General features: G+C 63.8%; 26 protein-coding genes. 11 read left to right on the top strand and 15 right to left on the bottom strand.

The genetic code is table 11. The features are described from left to right. Positions 1-10 precede the first annotated feature (10 nt). From NKI37_RS06375 to NKI37_RS06360, 4 genes are all read right to left on the bottom strand, one after another. The gene (locus tag NKI37_RS06375) at positions 11-1003 is read right to left on the bottom strand and encodes a transporter (protein WP_023824154.1); all 993 of its coding nucleotides are present in this window, start codon (positions 1001-1003) and stop codon (positions 11-13) included. Between the two features lie 158 nt (positions 1004-1161). Further along, positions 1162-2466, bottom strand: a complete 1305-nt coding sequence (locus NKI37_RS06370; protein WP_352625986.1) for a sulfotransferase family protein — start codon at positions 2464-2466, stop codon at positions 1162-1164. Positions 2467-2587: 121 nt separating this feature from the next. After that, positions 2588-2863 (bottom strand): hypothetical protein, encoded by a 276-nt coding sequence (locus NKI37_RS06365; RefSeq protein ID WP_156033733.1) that lies wholly within the window; start codon positions 2861-2863, stop codon positions 2588-2590. Next, the gene (locus NKI37_RS06360) at positions 2850-3461 is read right to left on the bottom strand and encodes an LOG family protein (RefSeq protein WP_023673582.1); all 612 of its coding nucleotides are present in this window, start codon (positions 3459-3461) and stop codon (positions 2850-2852) included. Before NKI37_RS06360 ends, NKI37_RS06365 begins: the two co-directional genes overlap by 14 nt. A 125-nt stretch (positions 3462-3586) precedes the next feature. Here NKI37_RS06360 and NKI37_RS06355 point away from each other — a divergent pair, with 125 nt between their 5' ends. From NKI37_RS06355 to NKI37_RS06340, 4 genes are all read left to right on the top strand, one after another. Beyond that, complete coding sequence (locus NKI37_RS06355) at positions 3587-5272, top strand: LysM peptidoglycan-binding domain-containing protein (protein WP_286461570.1); 1686 nt, start codon at positions 3587-3589, stop codon at positions 5270-5272. Positions 5273-5502: 230 nt separating this feature from the next. Further along, positions 5503-5838 (top strand): ArsR/SmtB family transcription factor, encoded by a 336-nt coding sequence (locus NKI37_RS06350; RefSeq protein ID WP_023805680.1) that lies wholly within the window; start codon positions 5503-5505, stop codon positions 5836-5838. A gap of 24 nt (positions 5839-5862) precedes the next feature. After that, entirely contained in the window at positions 5863-7743 is a 1881-nt protein-coding gene (locus tag NKI37_RS06345; RefSeq protein ID WP_352764035.1) for an ABCB family ABC transporter ATP-binding protein/permease, read from the top strand. Between the two features lie 283 nt (positions 7744-8026). After that, positions 8027-8362 carry an antibiotic biosynthesis monooxygenase family protein gene (locus tag NKI37_RS06340; protein WP_352788183.1) on the top strand — a complete coding sequence of 112 codons (336 nt, stop codon included), beginning with the start codon at positions 8027-8029 and terminating at the stop codon, positions 8360-8362. Here the strand turns inward: NKI37_RS06340 and NKI37_RS06335 are convergent. Further along, positions 8341-9231: an SMP-30/gluconolactonase/LRE family protein gene (locus NKI37_RS06335; RefSeq protein WP_031199446.1), complete on the bottom strand. Its 891-nt coding sequence runs from the start codon at positions 9229-9231 to the stop codon at positions 8341-8343. The genes NKI37_RS06340 and NKI37_RS06335 overlap by 22 nt on opposite strands. Before the next feature lie 223 nt (positions 9232-9454). Between NKI37_RS06335 and NKI37_RS06330 the strand changes: the two genes are divergently transcribed. Continuing rightward, complete coding sequence (locus tag NKI37_RS06330) at positions 9455-10561, top strand: DMP19 family protein (protein ID WP_352788186.1); 1107 nt, start codon at positions 9455-9457, stop codon at positions 10559-10561. Between the two features lie 17 nt (positions 10562-10578). Here the strand turns inward: NKI37_RS06330 and NKI37_RS06325 are convergent, their stop codons facing one another. Continuing rightward, a complete protein-coding gene (locus NKI37_RS06325; protein ID WP_156936459.1) occupies positions 10579-10722 on the bottom strand; it encodes a hypothetical protein in 144 nt (47 codons plus the stop codon). A gap of 2 nt (positions 10723-10724) precedes the next feature. After that, positions 10725-11405 carry a lysozyme inhibitor LprI family protein gene (locus tag NKI37_RS06320; RefSeq protein ID WP_198022201.1) on the bottom strand — a complete coding sequence of 227 codons (681 nt, stop codon included), beginning with the start codon at positions 11403-11405 and terminating at the stop codon, positions 10725-10727. Between NKI37_RS06320 and NKI37_RS06315 the strand changes: the two genes are divergently transcribed. Together NKI37_RS06315 and pssA are read left to right on the top strand one after the other, a co-directional pair. After that, a complete protein-coding gene (locus tag NKI37_RS06315; RefSeq protein WP_348528079.1) occupies positions 11311-12369 on the top strand; it encodes a phosphatidylserine decarboxylase in 1059 nt (352 codons plus the stop codon). The genes NKI37_RS06320 and NKI37_RS06315 overlap by 95 nt on opposite strands. A 3-nt stretch (positions 12370-12372) precedes the next feature. Further along, positions 12373-13188 (top strand): CDP-diacylglycerol--serine O-phosphatidyltransferase, encoded by an 816-nt coding sequence (gene pssA, locus NKI37_RS06310; protein WP_023672701.1) that lies wholly within the window; start codon positions 12373-12375, stop codon positions 13186-13188. Between the two features lie 160 nt (positions 13189-13348). On the opposite strand, the gene NKI37_RS06305 is transcribed toward pssA, so the two are convergent. Beyond that, the gene (locus tag NKI37_RS06305; protein WP_352788192.1) at positions 13349-15571 is read right to left on the bottom strand and encodes an AMP-binding protein; all 2223 of its coding nucleotides are present in this window, start codon (positions 15569-15571) and stop codon (positions 13349-13351) included. 199 nt (positions 15572-15770) lie between these two features. Here NKI37_RS06305 and NKI37_RS06300 point away from each other — a divergent pair, with 199 nt between their 5' ends. Next, on the top strand, positions 15771-16259 hold the full coding sequence (locus NKI37_RS06300) for an Xre family toxin-antitoxin system antitoxin (protein ID WP_352788195.1): 489 nt from the start codon (positions 15771-15773) through the stop codon (positions 16257-16259). Then, positions 16256-16762 (top strand): RES family NAD+ phosphorylase, encoded by a 507-nt coding sequence (locus NKI37_RS06295; protein WP_352788198.1) that lies wholly within the window; start codon positions 16256-16258, stop codon positions 16760-16762. The genes NKI37_RS06300 and NKI37_RS06295 overlap by 4 nt, the downstream gene beginning before the upstream one ends. Before the next feature lie 3 nt (positions 16763-16765). Here NKI37_RS06295 and NKI37_RS06290 read toward each other — a convergent pair whose 3' ends face one another. Next, on the bottom strand, positions 16766-17176 hold the full coding sequence (locus NKI37_RS06290) for a tautomerase family protein (RefSeq protein ID WP_023672705.1): 411 nt from the start codon (positions 17174-17176) through the stop codon (positions 16766-16768). Between the two features lie 112 nt (positions 17177-17288). On the opposite strand from NKI37_RS06290, the gene NKI37_RS06285 reads away from it, so the two are divergent. Beyond that, positions 17289-18152, top strand: a complete 864-nt coding sequence (locus NKI37_RS06285; protein WP_023693978.1) for a LysR substrate-binding domain-containing protein — start codon at positions 17289-17291, stop codon at positions 18150-18152. Between the two features lie 134 nt (positions 18153-18286). Here the strand turns inward: NKI37_RS06285 and NKI37_RS06280 are convergent, their stop codons facing one another. From NKI37_RS06280 to NKI37_RS06270, 3 genes are all read right to left on the bottom strand, one after another. Then, positions 18287-19195, bottom strand: a complete 909-nt coding sequence (locus NKI37_RS06280; RefSeq protein ID WP_023685676.1) for a DMT family transporter — start codon at positions 19193-19195, stop codon at positions 18287-18289. A 52-nt stretch (positions 19196-19247) separates the two neighbouring features. Continuing rightward, entirely contained in the window at positions 19248-20135 is an 888-nt protein-coding gene (locus NKI37_RS06275; RefSeq protein ID WP_023685677.1) for a DMT family transporter, read from the bottom strand. Between the two features lie 148 nt (positions 20136-20283). Continuing rightward, positions 20284-21789, bottom strand: coding sequence for a S10 family peptidase (locus tag NKI37_RS06270; protein WP_023733852.1), 1506 nt, complete (start codon positions 21787-21789; stop codon positions 20284-20286). Positions 21790-22078: 289 nt separating this feature from the next. Here NKI37_RS06270 and NKI37_RS06265 point away from each other — a divergent pair, with 289 nt between their 5' ends. After that, positions 22079-22585 (top strand): OsmC family protein, encoded by a 507-nt coding sequence (locus NKI37_RS06265; protein ID WP_023702954.1) that lies wholly within the window; start codon positions 22079-22081, stop codon positions 22583-22585. 152 nt (positions 22586-22737) lie between these two features. On the opposite strand, the gene NKI37_RS06260 is transcribed toward NKI37_RS06265, so the two are convergent. The 3 genes from NKI37_RS06260 to NKI37_RS06250 all read right to left on the bottom strand — a co-directional run bounded on the left by NKI37_RS06260 (position 22738) and on the right by NKI37_RS06250 (position 24559). Next, positions 22738-22959 carry a hypothetical protein gene (locus NKI37_RS06260; protein WP_023689120.1) on the bottom strand — a complete coding sequence of 74 codons (222 nt, stop codon included), beginning with the start codon at positions 22957-22959 and terminating at the stop codon, positions 22738-22740. Between the two features lie 137 nt (positions 22960-23096). Further along, positions 23097-23726 carry a hypothetical protein gene (locus NKI37_RS06255; RefSeq protein WP_023743793.1) on the bottom strand — a complete coding sequence of 210 codons (630 nt, stop codon included), beginning with the start codon at positions 23724-23726 and terminating at the stop codon, positions 23097-23099. Between the two features lie 77 nt (positions 23727-23803). Then, positions 23804-24559: an SDR family NAD(P)-dependent oxidoreductase gene (locus NKI37_RS06250; protein WP_023672713.1), complete on the bottom strand. Its 756-nt coding sequence runs from the start codon at positions 24557-24559 to the stop codon at positions 23804-23806. Positions 24560-24578: the final 19 nt, after the last annotated feature.

Here is a 24578-nt window from a genome sequence, read left to right as displayed (position 1 = left end):
GATCGGGGCGTTACGTCCGCCCGAGCCGCCTTACGAACATGTAGGTCGCCGCGGCGATCACGATCGAAACCGCCGAGACCACCCAGAAGCCCATCGGCGTATTGACCATGGGCAGGCCACCGACATTCATGCCGAACAGGCCTGATATGATGGTCATCGGCAACAGCACCGCCGTCATCACCGACAGCACATAGAGCAGCTGGTTGGACTGCATTGTCAGCTTGGCCATCAACTCGTCCTGCAGCAACCTTGCGCGTGCCTGCAACTGCTCGCCGTCGTGATAGAGCGTGTGTGCCCGGTGCGAGAGCCTTGTCGCCATGTCATTGATCCGATCGGGCAGCTCATTGCGATGCGAATGGTCGAGATGGCGAAAAAGGTTTGTGAGCGTCGCCATCTGCCGGTGGATGACCACCAGTTGACGGCGCGCCTCGACCAGCGACTGCCGCTCGCCGTGCCAGGCATCGCGCACGATACGGTCCTCGATGCCGTCCAGCGTATCGCCAAGACCGTGGAGCTCGGCCGCCATGCCGTCGAGCGACTGGCCCATGACCGCTTCGACCAGGTCGGCGGGGGAGCGGAATTTGCGCGAGCCGCTCTCCACCGCCTTGCGGATGAGATCGACCGATTCCAGTGGCTGCTTGCGCGCGCCGATCAGCGTGTTATCGTTGAGCGCAAAACGGAAATGGCCGAGCCCGCGCGCTTCCGCCGAATAGTCGTGGCGCAGATCCGGCAGGTCGCCATAAAGCCAGGCATCCTCGAGATCGATGTGGCAACCCTGGCTGGCGCCGAGGAAAGCTTCGCGAACCGGCCCGGGCAGAGCCTGCTCGGCGGCGATCTCATGACGGGCGCGCAGGTCGGACAGCTGGTAGCTGCGCCATGTCCATGCAACCTCGGCCGCGTCCTTGGTGCGCAGGCCCTCGGCGGTGAAATGGTAGATGAAGAACAGCCCGTGCTCGTCGGGCAGGCAAGGCGACAGGCCTTCCGTGTTGAGAGCAATGTTCACGGCTCGCCTCGCCAAGAAATTTCGACCAGGTTCAGATTTCGACTATGCCGACGCGCGGATGCCGACCCGTCCTTCGTAACACGAGTGAGGCGGGTTCCGTGTGACGGTTTCTTGACAGGCGATCACAGTTTGTCGAGCAGCGTTTAGAGTGTTTGCTGCTATCGCCGACGAATGGAGCTCACCCATCGCAACGGTCCGGTCAATCGCCAGCCGCGTGACGCAAGCGCCGCATCGCGCTCCGCCACCAGGTCGTCTCGGATCCTGGCCAGCGCGCTACGCTCGGCTACGAGGCCGTCTTGGGCCAGGGCGAGCGCGTCACGCTCCGCCATGAAGCTGTCTCGGGCTTGGATGAGGTCCTGCTGGGCGTGAGCAAGCGCATCACGCTCCGCCATGAAGCTGTCTCGGGCTTGGATGAGGTCCTGCTGGGCGTGAGCAAGCGCGTCACGCTCCGCCATGAAGCTGTCTCGGTCTCGGATGAGGGCCTGTTGGGCGTCAGCGAGGGCGTCACGCTCGACGATGCCCTTTTCCAGTTCGCCGTGTAGCCGTTTAGCGGCCAGGTTCCCTGCGGCAACGGCCTTGCCAACCACATCGCAGCTCTCATCGAACGTCGCCCGCACCCTGTCGAGCTGGTCGCGCAAGTCCTGGCTGTCGCCTTCAGACGCCATACTGCGCAAAATGGCATAGGCACTGCGGACTAACGGCGTGGCATCCGGATGGTTTTGCAGATCAGCGACCGAGGCCCGCTGATGATGCAGATCCTTGTCCAGGAACTCGGCGATTGCGGCGTCGGCGTGATCGGACGTGACAGGCCAGACGATTCCGGTCTCCCTGGCCGCGCGGTCCATCTGATGTCGCCAGTCGCTCAACAGGTCTTCGTGGCGCAGGATACAGCGCGGCATGTGTCGCGAATGATGCTCCGCTTCGAGCACGTGCCTGAGCCACAGCATGAACGCTGTCGGCAGTGCCATTTGATCCCGTTCCTGCAGCGAACAGGCGACTTCGAGCGGGTTGCGAACAGGCAGAAATGCGATCGGGTCAATCCTGAGATCGGCCAGGATCGAGGCTATGAAGGGAAGGAACCGGCAGATCCGCGGATCCTTGACGAAAAACAGGGGGGCATCGCCGAACTCGCTGGCAATGATCGCCGTCATCATGGGCCGAAATCGCTCGGCTGCCGGCGACTGCAGCCACTGCCGATCTAGCGGCAGCCAATCTTGCCAGGAGGAGGCGGCCGCCGTGAGCAGGTGGTCGTCGGCGATGGTGAGTGGGGTACTTTCCCAATGTCCCTTGGGATTGTGGAGGCTCCCGGGCAGCAGATGTTTCGGCGGCGTGGCTCCATGCGCGGCGACGAGGGCGCCGAGCGCCGAGGTGCCGCTGCGGTGCATTCCGAGGACCAGGATCGCCGTCCTTGGTTCCGACGCGATCTCGCCCTTCGCGGCCGTCAATCGCTCGCGCGGATTCATCTCCCCTTTGTCTCGCTCTCCAAATTTCCGTTCCCGCCCAATGTTCTCCGATAACCAACTGCGAAGCGGGCTGCAAATGGAAATCGTCGCCAACGTGCTTACATTGCGCACAAGACGGAGCTCAAGAAAAGCTGGACAGATCGAAGTCAGCTGCCCCAACGCTACAGATCCTTGCCAAGCAGATGCAGTCGATCAGTGGCTTCGCATTGGACTTCTGCTTCTGGGCCAGGCTGGCCTTGTTGCTGTCGCCGATCCAGGTGTTGCCCAGTGTTTCGTAGCCGGCAGCCTTGAGCGCCAGCACGACGCGGCGCAGTTGGTGCGCCAGGCCGACGACACCAACCGGGCTCAATTCCTGGCCGCCTGAGCCAAGGCCGGCTTCGTCCTCACATCTTGTCAATTACAGACTGCACGCCTTCCGTCGGCGCATCGACCGACGACCCCGCCACCATGATGGCGGCGACGATGGCCTCGGGGTCTTCGACCACCAGCGGCTTGACCCGTTGCGCGGTGTGGATGAAGCCTTCGCTGGCCATATGGTCGAGCAGCGCCAGCATCGGATCCCAGAATCCTTGAACGTTGGCGAAGACGATCGGCTTGCGGTGATGGCCGAGCTGGCCCCAGGTCATGATCTCGACGATTTCCTCGACCGTGCCGATGCCGCCGGGCAGCGCCACAAAGGCGTCGGATTTCTCGAACATCTTGTGCTTGCGCTCGTGCATGTTGTCGGTGATCAGCAACTCGTCGAGCCGGTCAAGCGCGGTTTCGGTCGCCTCCTTGTTGATGAGGAAGCGCGGAATGATGCCCGTTACCTTGCCGCCGGCCTTGAGCGCGCCTTCGGCGACTGCGCCCATAATGCCTTTGGTGCCGCCGCCATAGACCAGCCGCAGGCCGGCTTTGGCGAGCGAGCGGCCAAGCAGGTGCCCGGCCTTGGCATAGATTTCATCGCGGCCCGGAGACGAGCCGCAATAGACGCAGACGGATCGAATCGTGTTCATTCGTGATTGGTGATTGGGTCTGAATGCGGGGTCAAGCCCCAAGGGCTGACAAGCCCGGGCTTTTTCTTGTCGGTGCCGGCAAAACACGCTAGACCGGCTTCAGGTGGCTAAGGGGTAGGGGAAATATGGCTGTTAATCCATTGAAGGCGTTTCTGTTCGCGGCCGGTGGGACCGTCGCGGTCGTCGGAACCGCCTATGTATCGGGCGCACTCGACCCGTATCTGAATCCCACGCCGCCTGCGGCGATTGCATCGCTGACGCCGCCGGCTGAAAAGCTGGCCGATCCGGGGACCGAGGGAAGGCTGCCGCCGGCGCCCGCCGCGCCCACCGATGCCAAGGCTCCCGCAGCACCCGCGCCTGCCGACGCAACGGCTCCCGCGACCGAAGCTGCGGCTCCGGCGGCACCTGCCGCGCCCGCTGCTGCCCCAACAACCCCAGCGCCGGCCGCGGCCGGCCCGGTTGCGCCGAGCTTCGACGTCGTGCGCGTCGAAAGCAACGGCTCGATCGTCGTTGCCGGCAATGCTGCGCCCAATTCGAAGATCGAGATCCTCAACGGCTCCTCGGTGCTTGGCTCGACTGTCGCCGGTCCGGACGGCGCCTTCGTCATCGTTCTCGACGATCCGCTGAAGCCCGGCGACTATACGATTGCGTTGCGCGCGACGGCCGGCGATGTGGTTACCCCTTCCGTGCAGACCGCCGTCGTTTCGGTTCCCAAGGACGCCGCCGGCCAGGTGCTGGCGATGGTCGAGGAACCCGGCAAGCCGGCCGAGCTGCTTAGCGTCCCGGCGCCTGAGACCAAGCCCGCGGCACCGGCCGCCGGCGATCAGGCCGCTGCCCCAGCCGCTGAGGCGCCTGCTACGGCTGCGCCTGCCGTGGCCGCTGAAACAGCACCTGCTGCTCCGGCTGTGGAAGCCGCAACTGCCCCTGCAGCGCCAGCAGTACCTGCAGCGCCGCCGGCGGCAGGCGTGGCTGCACCCAAGATCGTCGTCGAGGCGGTCGAGATCGACGGCAACAAGATCTTCGTCGCCGGTCTGGCTGACGCCGGCCGCAAGGTGCGCGCCTATGCCAACGATATCCTGCTTGGTGATGCGGTGACCTCGCCCGACGGTCATTTCCTGGTCGAGGCGACGCGCGACATCCCGGTCGGCAGCTACACCATCCATGTCGACGGTCTCGACGCCGACGGCGTGAAGGTCGTGGCCCGCGCCGCCGTGCCGTTCGAGCGCGAACCCGGCGAAGCGATCGCCGCCGTGGCGCCCGCGGAGGCCAAGCCCACCGAGACCAAGCCCGCCGAAGCAAAGCCTGCTGAGCCGGCCGCACCGGCTGCTGCCGAAGCACCGGCCGCTCCGAAGCCTGCGGCGCCAGCCACTATCGCGGCTGCCCCTGCGAAGCCCGCACCAGCTGCTGCCGCGTCCGCACCAGCCGCACCGGCGGCTGAAGCGCCGGCTCCGGCTGCCCCGGCGGTTGCCGGGGCACCTGCGGCACCGGCAGCGCCTGCCGCTGAGGTTCCAGCCGTCGTCGCGGCGGCAACGCCCGATGTGCCAGAGACGGTGGCGCCAAAGCTTGAACATGCCGACGGCGCGGTGATCATCCGCAGGCACGACACGCTGTGGCGGATCTCACGGCGCGTCTACGGTCACGGCGTGCGCTTCTCGACCATCTATCTCGCCAACCAGGACCAGATCAGCGATCCCGACCGCATCTGGCCGGGGCAGGTGTTCAAGGTTCCGGAAAAGTCCAAGGAAGGCGAAGCCGCCGACCTCAAGGCGATGGGCGAGCAGGTGACAACGGCGCCGGTGAAGACGCAGTAGCGGCCGAGCGCTTGATCTCCTCCCTTGAGGGGGAGATGGCCGGCAGGCCAGAGGGGGTCGCCGCGCATAGAACGCCGACCTTCTCTTTGCTGCAAACGACGTTGCGTCAGGACGTACCGACCCCCTCTGTCGCCTTCGGCGACATCTCCCCCTCGAGGGGGGAGATTAGGTCGCTCTACCCATCGGGTTAGCTTGCCACGCACCCGTTCATCGTCTATCGCCGATGAACGATGGCAGACTCGCTCACTGAACCAGACCACGCAAACTGCGCACCGCCCCAAAGCCGCGCCGTTGCCGCGAGCTTCGCCGCACTCTCGCACCCGGCGCGCATCGAGATCCTTAGACATCTGTCGGCCAGCCGCTCCTGCTGCTGCCGTGAGGTTGTCGACCATCTCGACCTCGCGCAGTCGACGGTCTCCCAGCATCTGAAAATCCTGGTCGAAGCAGGCTTGGTCCGCTTCGAGCCCGACCGCCAGCGCTCGCGCTATCAGCTCGACCGCGCCGCGCTCGCCGACGTTTCCGCATCGCTGACCGCACTCGTCAATTCCTGCTGCTCCGGCCGCTGATTTCTCACCCAAAAGGCAAGACAAGTGGCAGAAAAAACCGTTTCCGATAGCTCGACCTTCAGCACCTTGCGCAATCTGTGGCCCTATATGTGGCCGGCCGACCGCGCCGATCTCAGGGCACGCGTCACCTGGGCGACGCTGCTTCTAGTCGTTGCCAAGCTGACACTGGTTGCCGGGCCGTACTTCTTCAAATGGGCGACCGATTCTCTGGCCGGTGACGCCAAATCGCCGCCGCCGCTGCCATCCTTCCTGCTGGCGCCGGTGATGCTGGTCGTCGCCTACAATGTCGTGCGGCTGGTGCAACTCGGCTTCAACCAGCTGCGCGACGCGCTGTTTGCCCGCGTCGGCCAGTATGCGGTGCGTCAGCTTGCGTTCCGCACCTTCGTTCACATGCACCAGCTGTCGCTGCGCTTTCACCTCGAGCGCCGCACCGGCGGCCTGTCGCGCATCATCGAGCGCGGCACCAAGGGCATCGAGACGATCGTGCGCTTCATCATGCTGAACACGGCGCCGACTATCCTCGAATTCGCGCTGACCACCGGCATCTTCGCCTACACTTATGGCTGGAAATATGTGGTCGTGGTGGCGGCCACGGTGTGGCTCTACGTCTGGTTCACGGTGCGCGCCAGCGACTGGCGCATCTCGATCCGCCGCGACATGAATGACAGCGACACCGACGCCAATACCAAGGCGATCGACTCGCTGCTCAACTACGAGACCGTCAAATACTTCAACAACGAGGGTATGGAGGCTGAGCGCTTCGACCGTTCGATGGCGCGCTATGAAATGGCGGCGACCAGGATATGGACCTCGCTCGGTTGGCTGAATTTCGGCCAGGGCATCATCTTCGGTCTCGGCACCGTCATCGTCATGTGCATGTCGGCGCTGGAGGTGCAGGCCGGCACGCAGACGGTCGGCGATTTCGTCTTCATCAACGCCATGCTGATGCAGCTTTCGGTGCCGCTCAATTTCATCGGCTTCATCTACCGCGAAATCCGCCAGGGGCTGACCGACATCGAGCAGATGTTCGACCTGCTCGATGTGCCGCAGGAAATCACCGACAAGCCGGATGCCAAGCCGCTCACTGTTACAGCCGGCAAGGTCGAGTTCCGCGACGTGCACTTCGCCTACGACCCCAGCCGCAAGATTCTGAAGGGCGTCTCCTTCGAGGTTCCGGCCGGCAAGACGGTGGCCATCGTGGGCCCGTCCGGCGCCGGCAAGTCGACGATTTCGCGGCTCTTGTTCCGCTTCTACGACGTCCAGGGCGGTCAGGTGCTGATCGACGGCCAAGATGTCCGTGATGTGACGCAGGCGAGCCTGCGCGGCGCCATCGGCATGGTGCCGCAGGACACCGTGCTGTTCAACGACACCATCGCCTACAACATCCGTTACGGCCGCATCGGCGCCAGCGAGGAAGACATGCAGAAAGCCGCCGAGCTTGCCCAGATCGGCCCGTTCATCGAACGACTACCCGAAGGCTACCGCTCGATGGTTGGTGAGCGCGGGCTAAAACTGTCGGGCGGCGAAAAGCAGCGCGTGGCGATCGCCCGCACCATCCTGAAGGCGCCGCCGATCCTGATGCTCGACGAGGCGACCTCGGCGCTGGACAGCCACACCGAACAGGAGATCCAGGCCGCCCTCGACCTGGTCAGCAAGGGCCGCACCACCATCGTCATTGCCCATCGCCTATCGACGGTGATCACGGCCGACGAGATCATCGTACTCAAGGACGGCGAGATCGCCGAACGCGGCACCCATGCCGAGCTGATGCGCCAACACGGCCTCTACGCCTCGATGTGGGACCGCCAGCGCGAAGCGACGGAAGCCGAGGAGAGGCTGCGCATTGCTAGGGAGAGCGATGAGCTGGGGGTGGTCGTCCGCAGAAGGACGTCGGAGGTGAACTAGGGGCGGAGCGCTATCTCCCCCCTTGAGGGGGAGATGTCGCCGAAGGCGACAGAGGGGGTCGCAGCGCGTGGAGCGCTAACCTTCATCGGTCGCAAGGGGGGCGCATCCAGTCGAACCGACCCCCTCTGGCCTGCCGGCCATCTCCCCCTCAAGGGGGGAGATATCCAGCGTCGTCGCCATCATCACCACCGAAAGTTTCCCCTTGACCTCAACCTAAGTTGAGATCGCAAACCCGTTCCTGAGCCACCGAACCCAAGTCGTTCAAGAACGGAGACAGATTCAAATGGATAAACTTGCCGAGGCAGCCGTGTTCAGGGTCGACAAATTCGTCGTTCCTGCCGAGGCCCGTGAAGAAATCCTTCGCAAGGTCAGGGCGACTCATGAATTGCTGCGTCTGCAGCAAGGCTTCGTCCAGGATTTCGTGCTCGAGCAATTTTCGGGCCCGGGCGAGTTCAACCTGGTCACCATTGTCGAATGGGAAAACCAGGCGGCCGTCGACTATGTCGTGCCGATCGTCAAGGCAGCCCATGAGCGGGCGGGCTTCAACCCGCAGGAGACCATTGCCCGGCTGGGTGTGAAGGCCGAAATCGCCAACTATCAGCGTCTGCCTGAGATGTAGGAGGGCCAGTCCGTGCCAGGTGCGGGCGCTTCGACGCTCATTGCCTGGCCGGTGCGGGCATCGCTGATCATATGTTCGAAGCCGCGCCATTGGGCGGCAACGATGAACAGTGTCGTGCCATCCGGCCCGCCCAGCATGCAGGCAAAGCAGCCGCGATCGGCATCGACTGTCTGCAACACCTCGCCACCTTCGCGCACCCGCACGCAGCGCTTGTTGGGAACATCCGCGTACCAGGCAGCCCCTTCGGCATCGAGGCAGATGCCGTCGGGAAAGCCATCGAGATCGGCCCAGACCCGGCGGTTGGAAAGCCCGCCATCCTCCGCGATATCGAAGGCGGTCAGCCGGTTGGCATGCGACTCCGCCACGATCAGTGTCCTGTTGTCCGGCGTCACCGCCATGCCGTTGGCGAAAGCGATGTTCTCGGCCACTTGTCGAACCGAGCCGTCCGGCGTGATCAGCACGATGGTGCCGGGCCCGAAATGCTCGCTCGGTGCAGGCGCCGACCCGCCGCCATTGACATAGATGTTGCCGCGCCCGTCGACGACGATCTCGTTCCACGGGCTGTTTGACAGCGACCGAAGATCGGCATGGGTGGCCAGCGTTCCATCCGCCTCCTGCCGCAGCAACAAGCCATCCCGACCCGAGACGATCAGCAATCGGCCATCCGGCAACCAGTCGATCGAATAGGGCAGGATGGCCGGCACGGTGAGCATCACCTGGTTCCCGCCGTCCTCATCCACCGCGACGATCTCTCCGGTTCCCCAGTTGCAGAGCCACAGGCGTCCGTCGTGCCAGCGGGGAGACTCTCCGAAAGCGAGGCCTTCTGTAATGACCTTGGCGTTCAGGGCGACTGATTTCGAGGATGGCATCTCTGACCCTGGTTTGTCGACTCGCCGCAATTCGGCATTGTCGCGAAGCGCTTTCCTGCCAAGGACGTATGAATCTGTGGCGCCCCGACACCGTCGACAATTTCGGCAAACCATCGTGCGGATGCCTCTGGATCAGAGTGCCTTTAATCCTTGAGGGCAGCTGATATTGTCGCGTCGGAAATAACCCGTTCGCGCAAGTTTTGCGACCAAGAGAGTATTTTCGATGTTCGGTTTCTTTTCCCGCAAATCCAAGAAAACGTCCGAGAAGTCGGCATCAGATTCTGGAAAGCAGTTGGAATTCGGCCTGCCGTTGCCAGTCGTCGTACTGCGTTCGAACGTTGAGGATCCTGATGAAGAGCCGTTTTTTCTCGTCTTCGCTGTCATGCAATTCGTCACAGCGATGGTTTCCAAAGGACTCTATCGTTATCCCGAAATCGACACCAAGGCGATGCAGGTCCTTCATGCCGACTCGTACTCTTCGGAGGTAAAGAACGGCGGCCATAGTCAATTCATCCACAATGCCGGGCAGGAAATCGGCGCCATGATTGCCAACGCACGAGCTGGACTCACTGCTTGTGGCGCAAAGGGCCAGCTTGCGACTTTGGAAAAGATGTCCAGCTGGATTGCAGACCATCCCAACGAAGCCGCCCAGCAGACGGGCTTCGAGGGCGGGCGGGATGATTTTCTCGATACACTTGATCATGCGTTCTACGTTGCGGATGAGGCCGCGCCCATGGAAAACCTTTTGGCGCGCTGGATCGCGTCATGGCCTGATCTGCAAGTTGTCGATAGTGACGATTACGACGACGTCATACACCGGCTGGTGATGGCCAATCCGAAGCGCGAAGGCAGGCTTCTTCATAAGTCCGTTGGCAACTTGGCAGGCCAGATGATCTTGAGCTGGCGCGATGTCGGGGCCGGCCTTGCCTGCGCCAAGATCGCGCCGCCCGAGATCAAAATCGCGTTCGGCATGGCAAGGATGCTGAACATAGAAGGAGAGAAACAGCTGGTTTTTCAACTTCAGACCAGCGCGAAGAAGACCCGACTATGCAGTGCGACGGAGACACACGTCACGGTCTACGAGTACATCGCTCCAGAAGAGTTGCTTGTCATACCGCCAGGCGAGAGCCCGCTAGCGGCTAACGCCCCGAAAGTTGGCGCCAAGCTTGGCATTGCTGAAGAGCCCGAGATCACAGCGGTCATTGAGCTGGCGGAACAATACCATGCTCCCGCCGCCGTCGACCTCCTGCTCCGCAAGGCAGGCTTCGACCCGACGGATGCCATCGTTCTGCGAATTCGGTGGTGCAGAAGGAGGAAGGAGCAATCGTGAATTGGGTGGTGCTGGCATCAGGCCAAGTCTTCCTTTTCCAATCGTTGCGGAACGGCGGTGTCCTCTTGCGCTGCAAGGATGATGAAAGCCTCGCTGAGGCCGCTATGGCCGAGCTCAATGCCCACTTTTATCGCTCCGCTGCGGCGGGTTAGCGACAGCAAGCCTACTTTTTCTCCGTCAGGAAGAACGTGCCATCGGCATGGCCGTTGGCACCGCATGACAGGGGCTCCGATCTGCCATCCTTGCCGGCGCCGCTCTGCTCGACGACAAGCGCATCGCCGTCGCGTCGGAAGGTAAAGACAAAACCGGTTGGGTTGTCGTTGTCGACGGCACGGTCGACCAGCCGCAGAGTGTTGCGCTCCTCGACCGTGCCGTCGATCTCGCATGACCCACTTCCCGAGACTGGATTGGAAACGACATCTTCCGAGATTTCGACCTTGCCTCCGCCAACAGCCTTGATGTCGACGCTGCCGCGCACGCTGCTCCATGTGCCGATCAAACCTGCATCGGGGGGCTTGCGTATGCCGGACAGGAAGGTTGCGCGGTCGCGCAGGAATTCGCCGAGATCGAAAGTCTGTTGGTTCTTGGGCGAACTTTCGTTGAAGCCGGCGATCTGGTCGCGATACGCGATGAAATCGCTTTGGTCGTCCCGCAGCGCCTTGCCGGCATGAGCATCGAGCCTCTTCAGCAGCGCGGTATAATTCTTCGCGACGTCGGCATCGGCTTGCGCTAGGACCGGATCGGCGCAAATGGCCTTTTCCGCCACGCTGGCGGCCTTGGCGCAGTCGAAGGATGGCTTGCCTTGCGCAACTGCGTGGTCGCTCGCTGCCACAAGTACGGTCAAAACGGCACCCACGGCTGACGATCGTATGGCAACAAGATACGTTTTGCCTGAATTTGGCGCCATGGAAGTCGGCCTTTTCGCCGCGCGTTCAGCCGGCGTTGGCCCGAATTCTGGCGGCAAAGCAGCCGACAGGCAAGCACGTCACCGTTTCTGCCGGCTGCGGACGATGCGGCCTTGCCCAATGTTGCGTTGCGGCAGCGGAGCCTTTCCGGTATTGAGGCCGGACCTGAAACAGGGACCGCCCCCATCCCATGAGCCCCATCCGATGAGCCTTGTCGATTCGATCAAGAATGCCTTCGTTCCGATCCATCGCGAGGGCTATCCGTTCATTGCCGCCTTTGGTGCGGGCACGCTGTTCCTCGGCTATTTCTCCTCGGTGCTGTTCTGGATCGGCCTGATCCTGACCGCCTGGTGCGTCTATTTCTTCCGCGATCCCGAGCGTGTCACCCCGGTCGACGACCGGCTGGTGGTTAGTCCCGCCGACGGTGTCATCTCGGCGGTCGGCCCGGCCGTGCCGCCGCGCGAGCTTGGCCTCGGCAACACCGAGATGACCCGCATCTCGGTGTTCATGAACGTCTTTTCCTGCCATGTGAACCGCGCTCCGGTGCGCGGCCGCATCACCAAAATCGAGCACCGGCCGGGCAAGTTCCTCAATGCCGAACTCGACAAGGCAAGCTCGGAGAACGAGCGCAACGGGCTGGTCATAGACAGTCCCAACGGCATCGTTGTCGCCGTGCAGATTGCCGGCCTGGTGGCGCGCCGCATCGTCTGCTGGGCCGAGACGGGCGGCTCCATTGCCGTCGGCGAACGCTTTGGCCTGATCCGCTTCGGCTCGCGCGTCGACGTCTTCCTGCCGTCGACCGCGGTGCCGCGCGTCGCCGTCGGCCAGACGGCGGTCGGCGGCGAAACCGTGCTCGCCGAATTCGGCGGCGTCGCCGCAACCCCGCTCGTCAGGATTTCGTAAGCGGTGGGCGCGCCGTTCAAAAAGTTCGAGGCCCATGGCAGCGGCGGCCCGCGCATCCGCGAAATTCCGATGCGCATGGTGCTGCCCAATCTGGTCACCGTGCTTGCCATCTGCGCCGGCCTGTCCGGCATCCGCTTCGGCTTCGAGGGCCGTTTCGAGCCGGCCGTGGTGATGGTGCTGCTCGCCGCCTTCCTGGACGGCATAGACGGGCGCCTGGCGCGCATGTTGAAGGCGACATCCAAATTCGGCGCGCAGATGGATTCGCTGGCCGACATCGTCAATTTCGGCGTCGCACCGGCACTGGTGCTCTATGCCTTCCTGCTCGACCGCGCCGGCTCATTCGGCTGGATCGCAGCCCTTCTGTTCACCATCGCCTGTGGCCTGCGGCTGGCGCGCTTCAACGTGCTCGACGAAGACCATGACCGGCCGATCTGGCAGAGCGAATACTTCGTCGGCGTGCCGGCGCCGGCCGGCGCCGTGCTGGTCATGCTGCCGCTCTATCTGTCCTTCCTGCGGCTCGGTCTCGAGCCGGACCGCCTGACGGCATTCGTCGCCACCGGCTTCACTGTGCTGGTCGCTTTCCTGCTGGTCAGCCGGCTGCCGGTCTATTCCGGCAAAAGCCTGAAAGTGCCGGGCGACAAGGTGCTGCCGATCATCCTGGCGGTCGTTCTCTACGTCCTGCTGTTGATGACCTATCCCTGGTACACGCTGACCGCCTCTGTCGCAGGCTATCTCATCTTCCTGCCTTTCAGCGTGCGGGCGTATTCGAAGCGCGCCAAGCGCGAGGGCGAAAAAGTGCCGCCGTCGGATATTGGGTAGTTGTTATCTCCCCCCTTGAGGGGGAGATGTCGCCGAAGGCGACAGAGGGGGTCGGTACGCCCCGGACGCGACCTCGTTTGAGCGAAGAGGACGTCGGCGCTTCACGCGAGGCGACCCCCTCTGGCCTGCCGGCCATCTCCCCCTCAAGGAGGGAGATACGCTAAGCCGCCAGGCCCAGCCCCAGCTTCTCGATCGCCAGGTTCCGCGTCGAGACATAATCCGTCTTGCCGGAACCCAGCACCGGGATCTCCCCGACCTTGACGATGTCGTTGGGCACCATCAGTTCGGCCGCACCTGCCTTCTTGCCGAAGGCGCGCAGTTCTTCCGGATCGGCGTCGTCGGCGGTGGTGACCAGCACGATGCGCTCGCCGCGCCTCTTGTCCGGCACCGCCACCGCGGCGTGGCGCTCTTCCGGCCACAGCGACTGCACCAGCATCTCGACGGCGCCCAACGACACCATCTCGCCAGCGATCTTGGCGAAGCGTTTTGCCCGGCCGCGAATGGTGATGAAGCCTTCGCGGTCGACCGAGACGATGTCGCCGGTGTCGTGCCAGCCGTCCAGCGGCTGCAATTCGCCGGGCCGATCAGCGGTCATGTAGCCCATCATCAAATTCGGCCCGTCCAGCCACAGGCGGCCGGCACCCTCGATACCCTCGACCGGTTCGAGCTTCATGCGCATCGCCGGCAACAGCCGTCCGACCGTGCCGTCGCGACCATGGATGGCGGTGTTGACGGCGACGACGGGAGCGGCCTCCGTCAGCCCGAACCCCTCGATGATCGAGGCATCGAAGCGCTCGCGATAAACGCGCCGCGTCTCCGGCTTCACCGCTTCCGCGCCGGCGACGACGAAGCGCAGGCTGGAGAAATCGCCATCCTTGGCGGTGCGGGCATAGTTGGCAAGGAAAGTGTCGGTGCCGAACATGATGGTCGGCTTCACCTTGCGGGCGATCTCCGGGATGATCTTGTAGTGCAGCGGCGAGGGGTAGAGGAACAGTTTCACCCCGGTCACCAGCGGCAGGATGGTACCGCCGGTCAGGCCGAAAGAGTGAAAAACCGGCAGCACGTTGAGCAGGATGTCGGACGGCGAAATGGTAATGCGCGCCTCGGCCTGCATGGCGTTGGCGTGGAGATTGCGATGCGACAGCACCACGGCCTTGGGCGTGCCTTCCGAGCCTGAGGTGAACAGGATTACCGCCGGCTTGGCCGCATCCTGCCGCTGCAGCGGGAAGCGCCACAGCGCGGCTGCTGCGAGTTTCTCCAGTGTGGTGACGCTTGCGCGCACATCCTCCAGCCACAGCATTTTGGCGCCGCCGGCCTCGACCGCGGCGATGATGTCGGCAAGCGCCGCCTTTTCGACGAACGCGCGCGAGGAAACCACCGTTCGGATGACTGCGGTGCGGACCGCGGCCGTGACGCTGGCCGGCCCTGCCGTGTAGTTGATCATCGCCGCTACCCGGCCGGCCGAGAGCAGGCCGACGAAGGACAGCACCACGCCATTGGCGTTGGGCAGCAAAACCCCGACCGCTTCGCCGGGTGACGTTATAGCCTCGAAACGGCGGCCGAGAACGCGCGCGCCGATGAACATCTTTCGATAACTGAGCGAGCCGCTGATCACATCCTCGATGATCGGATGCGAGGCGCCGGTGCGATCCGCGGCATCGCGCATGGCCAGGAACAGGCCGCGATCGAGGTTGCTGCCATAAAGCCGCGCCTCGGCGATGCGGTCGAACAACGCATTTGTGTTGGAAGCCTGGTCGGGGTTGCGCGCCACCAGTTCGGCAATCGTCATTGGTTCCAGCACGCTGATCGAGAGTTTTGGGAACCAGTGGCGCGGCGCCCGGTTCTTTGGCGTCAAGGAAACCGGCAGGTCGCGCGCGCCGGTGACGAAGATCGGCACGATGCGGGCGTCGGCCTGCATGGCGATGCGGGTGACGGCGCGGAACAGGCGAAACGTCTTCACATCGGGCTCGACGTCACCGGGCAGATAGACGGCAAGCCGGCCTTTACCCTTCAGCACCCTGACCAGCCGCCGGCTGACGAAGAGATGCTCGGCGTTGAAGGCGATGGTGCGGCCAAGCTCGCGCCAAGGCTCCATCCAGGGCGAGCGCGCCGAGGCCTCGTCGAGAATGTGCAGCGTGTCGTCGGGCAGCAGCGACAGCATCAGCGCCGGCTCGAAGCGTGACTGGTGCGAGACCACATAGATCACCGGCGTCGGCGCGTTGCGGGCAATGCGGATGCGCCGGTCATCGATCCGGTAGGCGAGCTTGAACGGCACATAGAGTAGCGCCTGGGTAAAGCGCAGGTCGAGACGAAACGTCTCGATCGCGCCAATCAGCAGCCAGGCCAGCACGAGGCCTGCAAGCAGCGCCAGTGTCAGGATCATGCCGCGTCTCTCCCAACGGTCCGGTATGCGGCTCTTCGTCCGCTTCGAGAGCAGAGGGTAGCGCAATGGGGAGCAAGGTCAATGCGCGGGTGCGAGGGAGCGGTGTTCCACCTGACCTCACCAAGCAATGACCCAAACGCAGGCCTTGAAATGTTGCGACACGTGTCGTAAATAAAGCGACACGTGACGGAGAGGTAATATGGCCAGTTCCCCGCTGGGTTTTGCCGAGGCACCGCATATGGAGCCGGAGTTCGAACGAATGGTCGACCTGTTTGGTGGACGGAAGGTTCTTGGATTCTCGGTAGCCAGTCCTCTTGAGGCACATGAAATGATCCTGCATGGAATTCCGGGCCAGGCGCTCGAAAGCCTCGTCAGGCATCTGATCATCATTGATCCCGCCGATGCGTTTGAGACCGCATTCGGCATGAGCGAGCGGACATTTCAGCGGCACAAATCGGATCACTCCAAGACCCTCAGTCGGGAGCAAGGTTCCAGAACCTGGAACTTCGCCAAGCTCCTGACAAAGGCCACGTCCGTGCTCGGGACTCAGGAAGAAGCGGAAAAATGGATGATCGAGCCTGCCATGGGTTTGGACAATCGCCGGCCGATCGATCTGCTGGCCACGGCGGCGGGCACTGCGCTTGTGCAGGAGTTTCTTGAGCGGCTCGACTATGGTGTCTACGCGTGACGCCTTTGCCGGGCTCCCTCGGAACAGGGCAGGTGTTGGGCTGGAGGCTTGATCACAGACGCTTCAAGGCGAGCTGGGACAGTGGCGAAGGAGCCTTCAAGCTTGGGGGAAGGTGGAACAGCAAAGGGATCAGAGCCGTATATGCGTCCATCGACCCATCGACCGCCATCTTGGAGGTGGCGGTCCACAAGGGGTTTCGCACGCTGGATGCTGTCCCTCACGTGCTGACGGCATTCGACATCGTCAATCCATCAGAGATTTATGTGGTCCAAACCGACGATATTCCGAGCGCGAACTGGCTGCGTCCCGGCATCCCGGGCGCGGGACAGCAGCAGTTCGGCGATGGTCTGCTGGCAAAGCATCCGTTCTTTCTGATCCCCAGCGCGGTGTCCCAGCACAGCTGGAACCTGGTGTTCGATCCCAACCGGGCGGCAGGCCTTTATAGCTTGCATCTCCGGGAGGATTTCGCGCTTGATACAAGGCTTCATCCTCCCGCTGGGTAGCAATCAGGCCGTGGCCTTCAGCCGCCCACTGATGAACCGGAACTCCTGCGACTTGCCGCCATAACCGTAAGCAGCGGCCGGGACTTCATGCACGAAGGCATAGCTTTCCTCGTGCACACCACCCAGCAACTTACCAAAGGCCTCAAAGATCGCCTTCAGATAAGCCTCCAGTTCCAGCTTGGTGTTGGTGCCGTCGACCACCTTGATGTCGAGCCAGAAGGTGTTGGCGCCATGCTCCGCCAGCGATTTGCCGCCGGCGAACCAATGCTGCGGGTCGACATAGGTGACGGCGACGGCGGTAATCGTCGGGTCCTTGCGCAGATGGGTTGCCGTCAGCTCGGTGATTTCCTTGGCGATTGTGGCGGACAGCTTGGCGTCGGGCTTGCCGGTGACGCTGATGTTGATGATGGGCATTTTTCTCTCCTTCGTTTGAGCGGCGTCTGTTTGCCGTTGGAGAGACAATGCCATCATCTTTGAATCAAAAAAATCGAATTGTTTCGAACAAAAGGTTCTGTATTATCGAAGTATGCAAGCTCTCGATCCCGATCTGCTTAAAACCTTCCTTGCCTTTGTCGATGGCGGCTCGCTGGCTCAGGCTGCGTCTGCTGTCGGCCGCTCGCCCTCGGCGGTGACCGCGCAGATGCAGCGTCTGGAGGAAATCGTCGGCGAACCGCTGCTGGTGGCGCAGGGGCGCGGGCGCGGGCTGACGCCGGCCGGCGAGGATCTTGTCGGTCATGCCCGCCGCATTCTTGCCGTGCACAGCGAGGCCTGGCTGGCGCTCAAGGGCGCGCGTGCCGCTGGTCGCGTCGCCATCGGCACGACACAGGATTTCGCCGATAGCGGCCTGCCGGAGCTGCTGCGCGCCTTCGCGACCAGCCATCCGCGCGTCAGGGTCGAACTCCGCGTTGGCCGTTCGGCCGAGCTTGGCGAGGCGCTGCAGGCCGGGCAGCTCGATCTGGCCGTTGTCATGCGCAAGACGCCGGCCAATGACGAAGTCGGGCTGTTCAGTGAGCCGATGCTGTGGCTGTGCTCGCAAAAAGGGCTTGCCGTGCGGGAAGAGGAATTGCCGCTGGCGCTGCTCGACCCCTATTGCGGCTTTCGCGAAGCAGCACTCGCGGCCCTCGATGCTGCCGGCCGCCGCTACCGCATTGCCGCCGGCAGCGCCAGCCTTGCCGGCTTGCGCACGGCGGTCAATGCCGGCATCGCGCTGACCTTGCGCACCGCCCGCTTTGCCCATTCAGGCATTGCCGAAGCACCGCGCGAATTCGCCTTGCCGCCGGTGCCGACAGCGCAATTCGCGATAAAACTCGGCCAGGGCGCCGAGCGGCCGGCGCGCGATCTTGCCATCCTGCTCAGCGACAACCTCGCCTTGCCCGGCTTTGCCGGCTGATGTCCAAAGAAAAAGCCGACCTTTACGGTCGGCTTTGAGGAGGACGGGTCGAGGGGTTTGGGGGGACTTGGGGGGTGACCCGTCGCACATAAAACTGCCTGATCCGCATGATGGTTCCATGACTTGGAAAATAATTATTGGGTTGCCGCACTTTTTCTCGCGGCCAGCCAGTCGCGCCCCGCATGGGCGAAAACCGCGCACAGTACTATGGCGCCGCCGATCAGGCTGGCGGCCGGCGCGATCTCGCCGAGGAACAGGAAGGCGAACAGGATCGCAAACGGCACTTCGGCGGCACCGAGAAGGCCGGACTCAGGCGCAGGGATCAGCCGCGAGCCTTCCGTCCACAGGATCGACGCCGCCGCAAACGATCCTCCGAAGGCGACGAGCAGCACGGCGTCGCGAGCAGAAATCGCCAGGGGGTCGGTGACGAACCAGCCGAGCACGAACAGCAGAAGCGCCGAGACTGCGCCCGCCCACACCACCGGCGTGTCGCGGAAGGCGCGCACCATGATCATGTAGAGCGCGCTGCCGGCGGTCATCAGCAGCGCGAGCCCATCGCCAAACAGATGACCGCTGCCGAAGCCGGAGCCGACCATGATCGCTACGCCGCACAGCGAAACGGCGGCGGCGGCAAGCGTCTGCGCCCGGAACGGCTCGCGCACCAGCACGAAGGCGAGCAGCGCGGTGATGAAAGGCGCGGTGGCGTAGATGACCGCGACATTGGCGACATAGGTGAATTTGAACGCCGAGATGAAGGCGATGCTGGCCGCGGCGCCCTCGAGGGCCAGCAGCCAGCCGCGCCAGCCAAGCCGCAAGCTTTCCGGCCCGCCGGAGCGGCGCCGGCGCCACAGCACATAGAAGGTGATCAGGATCGCGCCGACAAAGCCGCGCCAGCAAGTGATGGTCAGCGGGTCGGCGTGGATCGATTTGGTCAGCACGCCGGTGAGGGCGAAGAAAGCCGCCGAGGCCGCCACCAGCATAATGCCGAGCGTACGCTCGGCAGCGGTATCTGTGGTGCCTGGGCCGTCGAGCGCTTCCGTCATCTCAGCAGCCTATCCGTCTTCTCCTGCCACCATGCTGTCAGCACGGGGGTACTCATAGCCGCTTGCGGAAATGCTCGTTGCCGATGATCAGCAGGCCGGCGCCGACGATCAACGCCGCCCCCAGAAACACCTCGCGACGCGGCACGTCGCCCCAGATCGCAAAGCCGAGCCCGAAGGCCCAGACCAATGAGGTGTATTCGAACGGCGCCACGATCGACACCGGCGCCCGCTTCATGCCTTCGAACAGCATAAATTGCGCCACGCCGCCGAGCGCGCCGACGCTGATCAAAAGCAGCAACTGGCGCCAGTCCGGCATCTGCCAGACCAACAGCGCCGGCACCGCGGAAAACACCAGGAAGTAGAAATTGTTGAGCACAAGCTGGATCAGCGTGCGCTCGGCCAGCGCCGTCTTGCGCAACAGCACCACGGCAATGCCCCACAGCACTGCCGCAGCCAGTACCAAGAGCATCGGCACGGACAAGCCGAGACGAGTGGGATCACAGGCGATGAAGACGCCGACGAAGCCGATGAACACCGCCAGCCAGCGCAACAGCGGCACCTTTTCGCCAAGCATCACCACCGACAGCACGGTGACGATGATCGGGGCGGCGTAATAGATGGTGGTGAGTTCGGCCAGCTGCAGGGAGCGGGCCGCGTTGTAGTAGCAGAGCCAGGCGCCGAGCGTGAAGGCGCTGCGCACCAGCATCGGCCGCACGATGGGCGAGCGCATTGTGTCGGCAAAGATGGGCGGTCCGCCGATTGCAGCACAGCCGATAAGCACAGCGATCGAGCGGAAGAACATGATCTGCCAGACGCTGATGCCGACGACCAGAAGCTTGATCGCGGCGTCCTGCGTCGAAAACAGGAAATAGGCGCAGCCGGTGAACAGGATGCCGGCAAGCACCCTTTCGCGGGTTTCCAGAATGGCAATATCGGCCATGCGGCGTGTCCGGCGCTGTCAAGAGGACGAAGAAGAAGCCTGCCCCAACAGGCTCCCATTGCAGGCTATACGGGCGAAAGCCTGCGGGGCGCTACGCCAGTGGCAAGCTTGCGTTGGCGCAGCCTGGCCGACAGCGTGGGCACGCCGTTCACTGTGTTGCCTGGTAGAGCTCCGAAGCGGCCTCCTTCAGGGCGCGCCGGCCGCCCGGCCTGAGATACATCATGTGGCCGCCCTCGATGACGTCGAGACGGATAGGTTTTGCCCCGCCGAGCGTCGGGATTTGGCTCACCAGATAGCGTGAGGCCAGATAGGGAGTGACCAGATCGGTGTCGCCGTTGACGATCACCACGCCGAGCCCCGGGTTGAGCGAGCGCGCCCGCTGCAGATCGTCCATCACCCCGGCATAGCCTTGCCGCGAGCCGCCATAGTCCCAGGCGTGGGTCACATCGCCATTGAGCAACCTGTAGCTGACATCGGTGCGAAAATTCAGCTCGTCGCGCGCATAACCGACAAAGGCCGAGGTCAGCGCCGGCACGCTGCGGTCGAGCACCGGATCTGGGCCGGCGCTGCGGGCGCTCTCCGGGGCGATGTCGCTGGTGGCGATGGTGCCGTCATACGGGCTGAGCACTTTTCCACTGGGGCGCTGGAATTCGCGCGCGAACAGGGCGGTCGGGATGCGGGCGAAATTGCGTTGCACGAGGTCGAGCGGCAGGCCGGTGATCTCGGCCACGCGCTGGCTGGCCAGCCGCCCACCCTGTTCCAGCCCGCCGGCCAGAGCGGTGAGGTAGTCACCCATAGCATAGTGTTCGACCTCGGCGAGCTTTTCGCGCAGCGCCTCGCCGCTGAGGCCTTCGCTGCGCAGGCGCACCGCCGCCAGCGAGGGCAGTTCCAGCGCCCAATGCAGTGGCTGGAATTCGTCGGGCAGCACCAGCGTGAACTCCAGTGCAGGCGAGATCAGCACGATGCCGTTGGGGCTCAGGCCGACATCTTCCTGCAGGGTCCTGGCGAGAAGTGCCGCGCGGAACCCGCCATAGCTTTCGCCGGCAAGGAAGAGCGGCGATCCGGTGCGGCCGTTCTGGGCGAGATAGAGCCGGATGAAAGCGCCGATCGAACTGGCGTCCTGGCTGACGCCCCAAAAATCTTTTGTGTCCTGGCCGGGGGCCTCGCGGCTGTAGCCGGTGCCGACCGGATCGACGAAGACGAGGTCGGTCATGTCGAGCCAGCTGTCGGGATTGTCGATCAGCTTTTGCGGCGGCGGCAGGAATTGGCCATCGGCGCCGGTCGCGACGACACGCGGGCCGAGTGCGCCGAGATGCAGATAGGCGGATGCCGCGCCCGGGCCGCCATTGAAGACGAAGGTGATGGGGCGAGCCTTCTCCGCGCCCGCCAGTGGCGGCAGCGTATAGGCGACATAGAAGATTTCCGCGGTGACCTCGCCCTTGCCGGATAGCAGTGACAGCGTGCCGGCCTTAGCCTGATAGTCCAGCTTGCGCCCGGCAATGGTGATTGAATGGCTGGTCGTCTGCGGTGCCGGCAGCAGCGACAGCACGCCGCCTGCCGGTGCGGAGCGCTCGGGCGTTTCGGCGAGGACTGGCTGCGCGAAGGCTGCAAGCACCAACAGGGTAAGCGAGATCAGTTTCAGCTTGAACGGCATGATGCCTCCGCGGGAATGACTCTGCTTAGGTATGGCCGGGGCGGTCGAAGTCAAAGTAACTCTTCGTGAGGTAGCATTCCTTCAGCCCCCTCTGTCCTGCCGGACATCTCCCCCCACAGGGGTGGAGATTGGATGTCGCGACCGCCTTCGCTAATCGCCGGCGTAGAAAGCGCCATCGGCGAAGCTGCAGATCTCCCCCCTGTGGGGAGGTGGCCGGGCCAGAGGGGGGCGCTGTCTCGCTGGCATATCAGTGCTATCAAAGCGCGACGGACTCGAAAAGGAATGCAACATGGACGCCACCGCACTCAAGGCCATGCAGGCACCGATCAAGGAGGCTTATCGCGACGATTCCTCGCGAGCGCTGATCACGCTTCGCGCCAAAGGCTCCATCGACGACCAGTCGATTGCCTGCAAGGTCGAGACGGGCAGGGCGCTGGCGGTCGCCGGCCTGCATCCGGCGACCGGCGGTTCCGGGCTCGAATTGTGTTCGGGCGACATGCTGCTCGAGGCGCTGGTGGCGTGCGCCGGGGTGACGCTGAAGGCGGTGGCCACCGCACTAGAGTTCAAACTCGGCGCAGCCACCGTCGAGGCCGAAGGCGATCTCGACTTTCGCGGCACGCTGGGCGTGGCCAAGGACGCCCCCGTGGGCTTTCGCGCCATCCGGTTGAATTTCAACCTCGACACGGATGAGCCGCAGGATCGCATCGACGCGCTGATCAAGCTGACGGAACGCTATTGCGTGGTCTTCCAGACCATCAACAGCAAGCCGGAGCTGACGGTGAAGGCGCGCGCCTGATCTCCCCCCTTGAGGGGGAGATGTCGCCGAAGGCGACAGAGGGGGTCGGCCGACTGGACGCGACGCCCTTTGTGCGGAAGGAGGTTGGCACTCTACGCGAGGCGACCCCCTCTGGCCTGCCGGCCATCTCCCCCTCGAGGGGGGAGATGGCGCTACTGCGCCGCAGGCTCTTCCGCGTCGCCCTCATCGGTAAACGGGGAGGCGCTCGGCACGCAGTTGACCGCCCAGCCGGCCGGCGTCGGCTGCTTCTGATATTCGGTAATCGCGTTTGTGCACTGTTCGCGGGTGTCGAAGGTGCTGGGCAGCACCACCATGCCGCCTTGCGGGCCGGCGATCACCAGGTACCAGACCAATGCTACGCTGGGAGCAGCCATGGGAATTCCTCGCTTTGCTGGGTGTCGGAGTCGGGTTGACCCTAGCAACTCCCGGCTGATGGCGAAAGCAGGGCGAGGGGGGAGGGGGCCTGCCGGACCATCACAGACCCGTGAACGAACCGCTCCCCAGACTTCTCTCAGTTCGTCGCAAAGCAGTAGAACAGGCCGTCGCCGCCGGTGCCTTTCAGCGCCTCCTGGCTGCAGCCGCCGCGCGAGGCATGCGAGGAGTTCCAGGATTTCGCCGCCGCCGACTCGTCGAGGCCGGTGCGGTCGTGATGGCCCATCATCGCCGCGCCCTCCGCGCCGCTCAAGGTCCAGTCGCCGCAGGTCTGGTCGGCGAGCTTGGTGCCGTCAGGCTTCGAGCCGGTCAATATGTCGTGCCGGTTCGGCTTGTCGCCGCGGCCATTGACCACTTGGCCCTTCTCGGTCAGCGCCGTCTGCTTGTTGATGGCGTTGGCGTCGCTGTGCAGCGAGGCGACGTCATCGGCAATCTTCTCGCCCTTGGCGTTGACCCAGGGACCCTTGCCGATACGGTCGCGCGCATCGACATTGGCGCTCGAGAGATAGGCGTGCCATTCCTTGCCGGTAACCCCAGCCGCTTCCGCCAGCGAGGCGCAATGCGCGTCGGCACCCTTGAGACCGCCGAGATCGGCGCCTTTGCCGGAACCGACGCTGGTGACGAAGAAACTCATCTTTGCGTATTGCGCCAGCGCCACGCCGGCTGTGGCGGCAATCGCGGCGGCGGCAACGAGAAGAAGTCTACGCATGTCGGTCCTCCTGTTTCGAATGTCCTACATTCGAAGAAACGTAACTGGAGGCCTGTTTAATCCCGCTACAACCCGGTTTATTCCGGCTGCCGGTAGGCGACGAAGCGGTTGTTCTTGACCTGGAAGATCAGCCCCGTCTCTTTCATCTCGGGGCTCGCCAGCGGCACGATGCGTTTTGCCACCTCTGACGGGTGCGGCAGCGTTTCCGGATCCTCGCCGGGCGCGGCCTGCGCACGCATGGCGGTGCGGGTGGCGCCGGGGTCGACCGCATTGATGCGGAGCGGCAGGCTCTGCGTCTCATGCGCCCAGGAACGCGTCATGGCTTCCACAGCCGCCTTCGACGCCGCATAGGGCGCCCAGAAGGCGCGCGCCGAATGCGCGGCCCCGGACGACATGAGAATGGCGCGGCCGGCGTCGGACAGCCTGAGCAGCGGGTCGACCGAGCGGATCAGCCGCCAGGTCGAGGTGACATTGATGGTCATAACCTTCTCGAAGGTTTTGGCCTCGACATGGCCGATCGGCGAGATGACGCCGAGCACACCGGCATTGGCCACCAGAATGTCGAGCTTGCCCCAGCGCTCGTGAATGGCGCCGCCCAGCCGGTCGATGCCGGCCATGTCTGAGAGGTCGAGAGGCACCAACGTCGCTTCGCCCTTGCCGGTTTTCGCGCGCTCGGCCTTGATCTGGTCGTCGAGTTCTTCCAGCCCGCCGACGGTCCGGGCTACCGCAATGACATGGGCGCCAGCGGCGGCAAGTTCCTTGGCGATGAAGTAGCCGATGCCGCGCGAGGCGCCGGTAACGACCGCGACGCGGCCGGAGAGATCGAGGGTCATGCGAGCGCTTTCAAGGATA

The organism is Mesorhizobium sp. M0626, assembly GCF_040320665.1.
In the GTDB taxonomy this organism is placed as follows: Bacteria; Pseudomonadota; Alphaproteobacteria; order Rhizobiales; family Rhizobiaceae; genus Mesorhizobium.
This window is presented reverse-complemented; position numbering and strand designations above follow the sequence as displayed.

Excerpts from the sequence above, each read along its gene's own strand:
- NKI37_RS06275 (WP_023685677.1), bottom strand. The coding sequence starts at position 20,135 with ATGGCCGATATTGCCATTCTGGAAACCCGCGAAAGGGTGCTTGCCGGC.
- NKI37_RS06270 (WP_023733852.1), bottom strand. The coding sequence starts at position 21,789 with ATGCCGTTCAAGCTGAAACTGATCTCGCTTACCCTGTTGGTGCTTGCA.
- NKI37_RS06260 (WP_023689120.1), bottom strand. The coding sequence starts at position 22,959 with ATGGCTGCTCCCAGCGTAGCATTGGTCTGGTACCTGGTGATCGCCGGC.
- NKI37_RS06250 (WP_023672713.1), bottom strand. The coding sequence starts at position 24,559 with ATGACCCTCGATCTCTCCGGCCGCGTCGCGGTCGTTACCGGCGCCTCG.
- NKI37_RS06355 (WP_286461570.1), top strand. The coding sequence starts at position 3,587 with ATGGCTGTTAATCCATTGAAGGCGTTTCTGTTCGCGGCCGGTGGGACC.
- NKI37_RS06330 (WP_352788186.1), top strand. The coding sequence starts at position 9,455 with ATGTTCGGTTTCTTTTCCCGCAAATCCAAGAAAACGTCCGAGAAGTCG.
- NKI37_RS06280 (WP_023685676.1), bottom strand. The coding sequence starts at position 19,195 with ATGACGGAAGCGCTCGACGGCCCAGGCACCACAGATACCGCTGCCGAG.
- NKI37_RS06305 (WP_352788192.1), bottom strand. The coding sequence starts at position 15,571 with ATGATCCTGACACTGGCGCTGCTTGCAGGCCTCGTGCTGGCCTGGCTG.
- NKI37_RS06300 (WP_352788195.1), top strand. The coding sequence starts at position 15,771 with ATGGCCAGTTCCCCGCTGGGTTTTGCCGAGGCACCGCATATGGAGCCG.
- NKI37_RS06285 (WP_023693978.1), top strand. The coding sequence starts at position 17,289 with ATGCAAGCTCTCGATCCCGATCTGCTTAAAACCTTCCTTGCCTTTGTC.
- NKI37_RS06255 (WP_023743793.1), bottom strand. The coding sequence starts at position 23,726 with ATGCGTAGACTTCTTCTCGTTGCCGCCGCCGCGATTGCCGCCACAGCC.
- NKI37_RS06340 (WP_352788183.1), top strand. The coding sequence starts at position 8,027 with ATGGATAAACTTGCCGAGGCAGCCGTGTTCAGGGTCGACAAATTCGTC.
- NKI37_RS06360 (WP_023673582.1), bottom strand. The coding sequence starts at position 3,461 with ATGAACACGATTCGATCCGTCTGCGTCTATTGCGGCTCGTCTCCGGGC.
- NKI37_RS06290 (WP_023672705.1), bottom strand. The coding sequence starts at position 17,176 with ATGCCCATCATCAACATCAGCGTCACCGGCAAGCCCGACGCCAAGCTG.
- NKI37_RS06265 (WP_023702954.1), top strand. The coding sequence starts at position 22,079 with ATGGACGCCACCGCACTCAAGGCCATGCAGGCACCGATCAAGGAGGCT.
- NKI37_RS06315 (WP_348528079.1), top strand. The coding sequence starts at position 11,311 with ATGGCCTTTTCCGCCACGCTGGCGGCCTTGGCGCAGTCGAAGGATGGC.
- NKI37_RS06350 (WP_023805680.1), top strand. The coding sequence starts at position 5,503 with ATGGCAGACTCGCTCACTGAACCAGACCACGCAAACTGCGCACCGCCC.
- NKI37_RS06335 (WP_031199446.1), bottom strand. The coding sequence starts at position 9,231 with ATGCCATCCTCGAAATCAGTCGCCCTGAACGCCAAGGTCATTACAGAA.
- NKI37_RS06370 (WP_352625986.1), bottom strand. The coding sequence starts at position 2,466 with ATGAATCCGCGCGAGCGATTGACGGCCGCGAAGGGCGAGATCGCGTCG.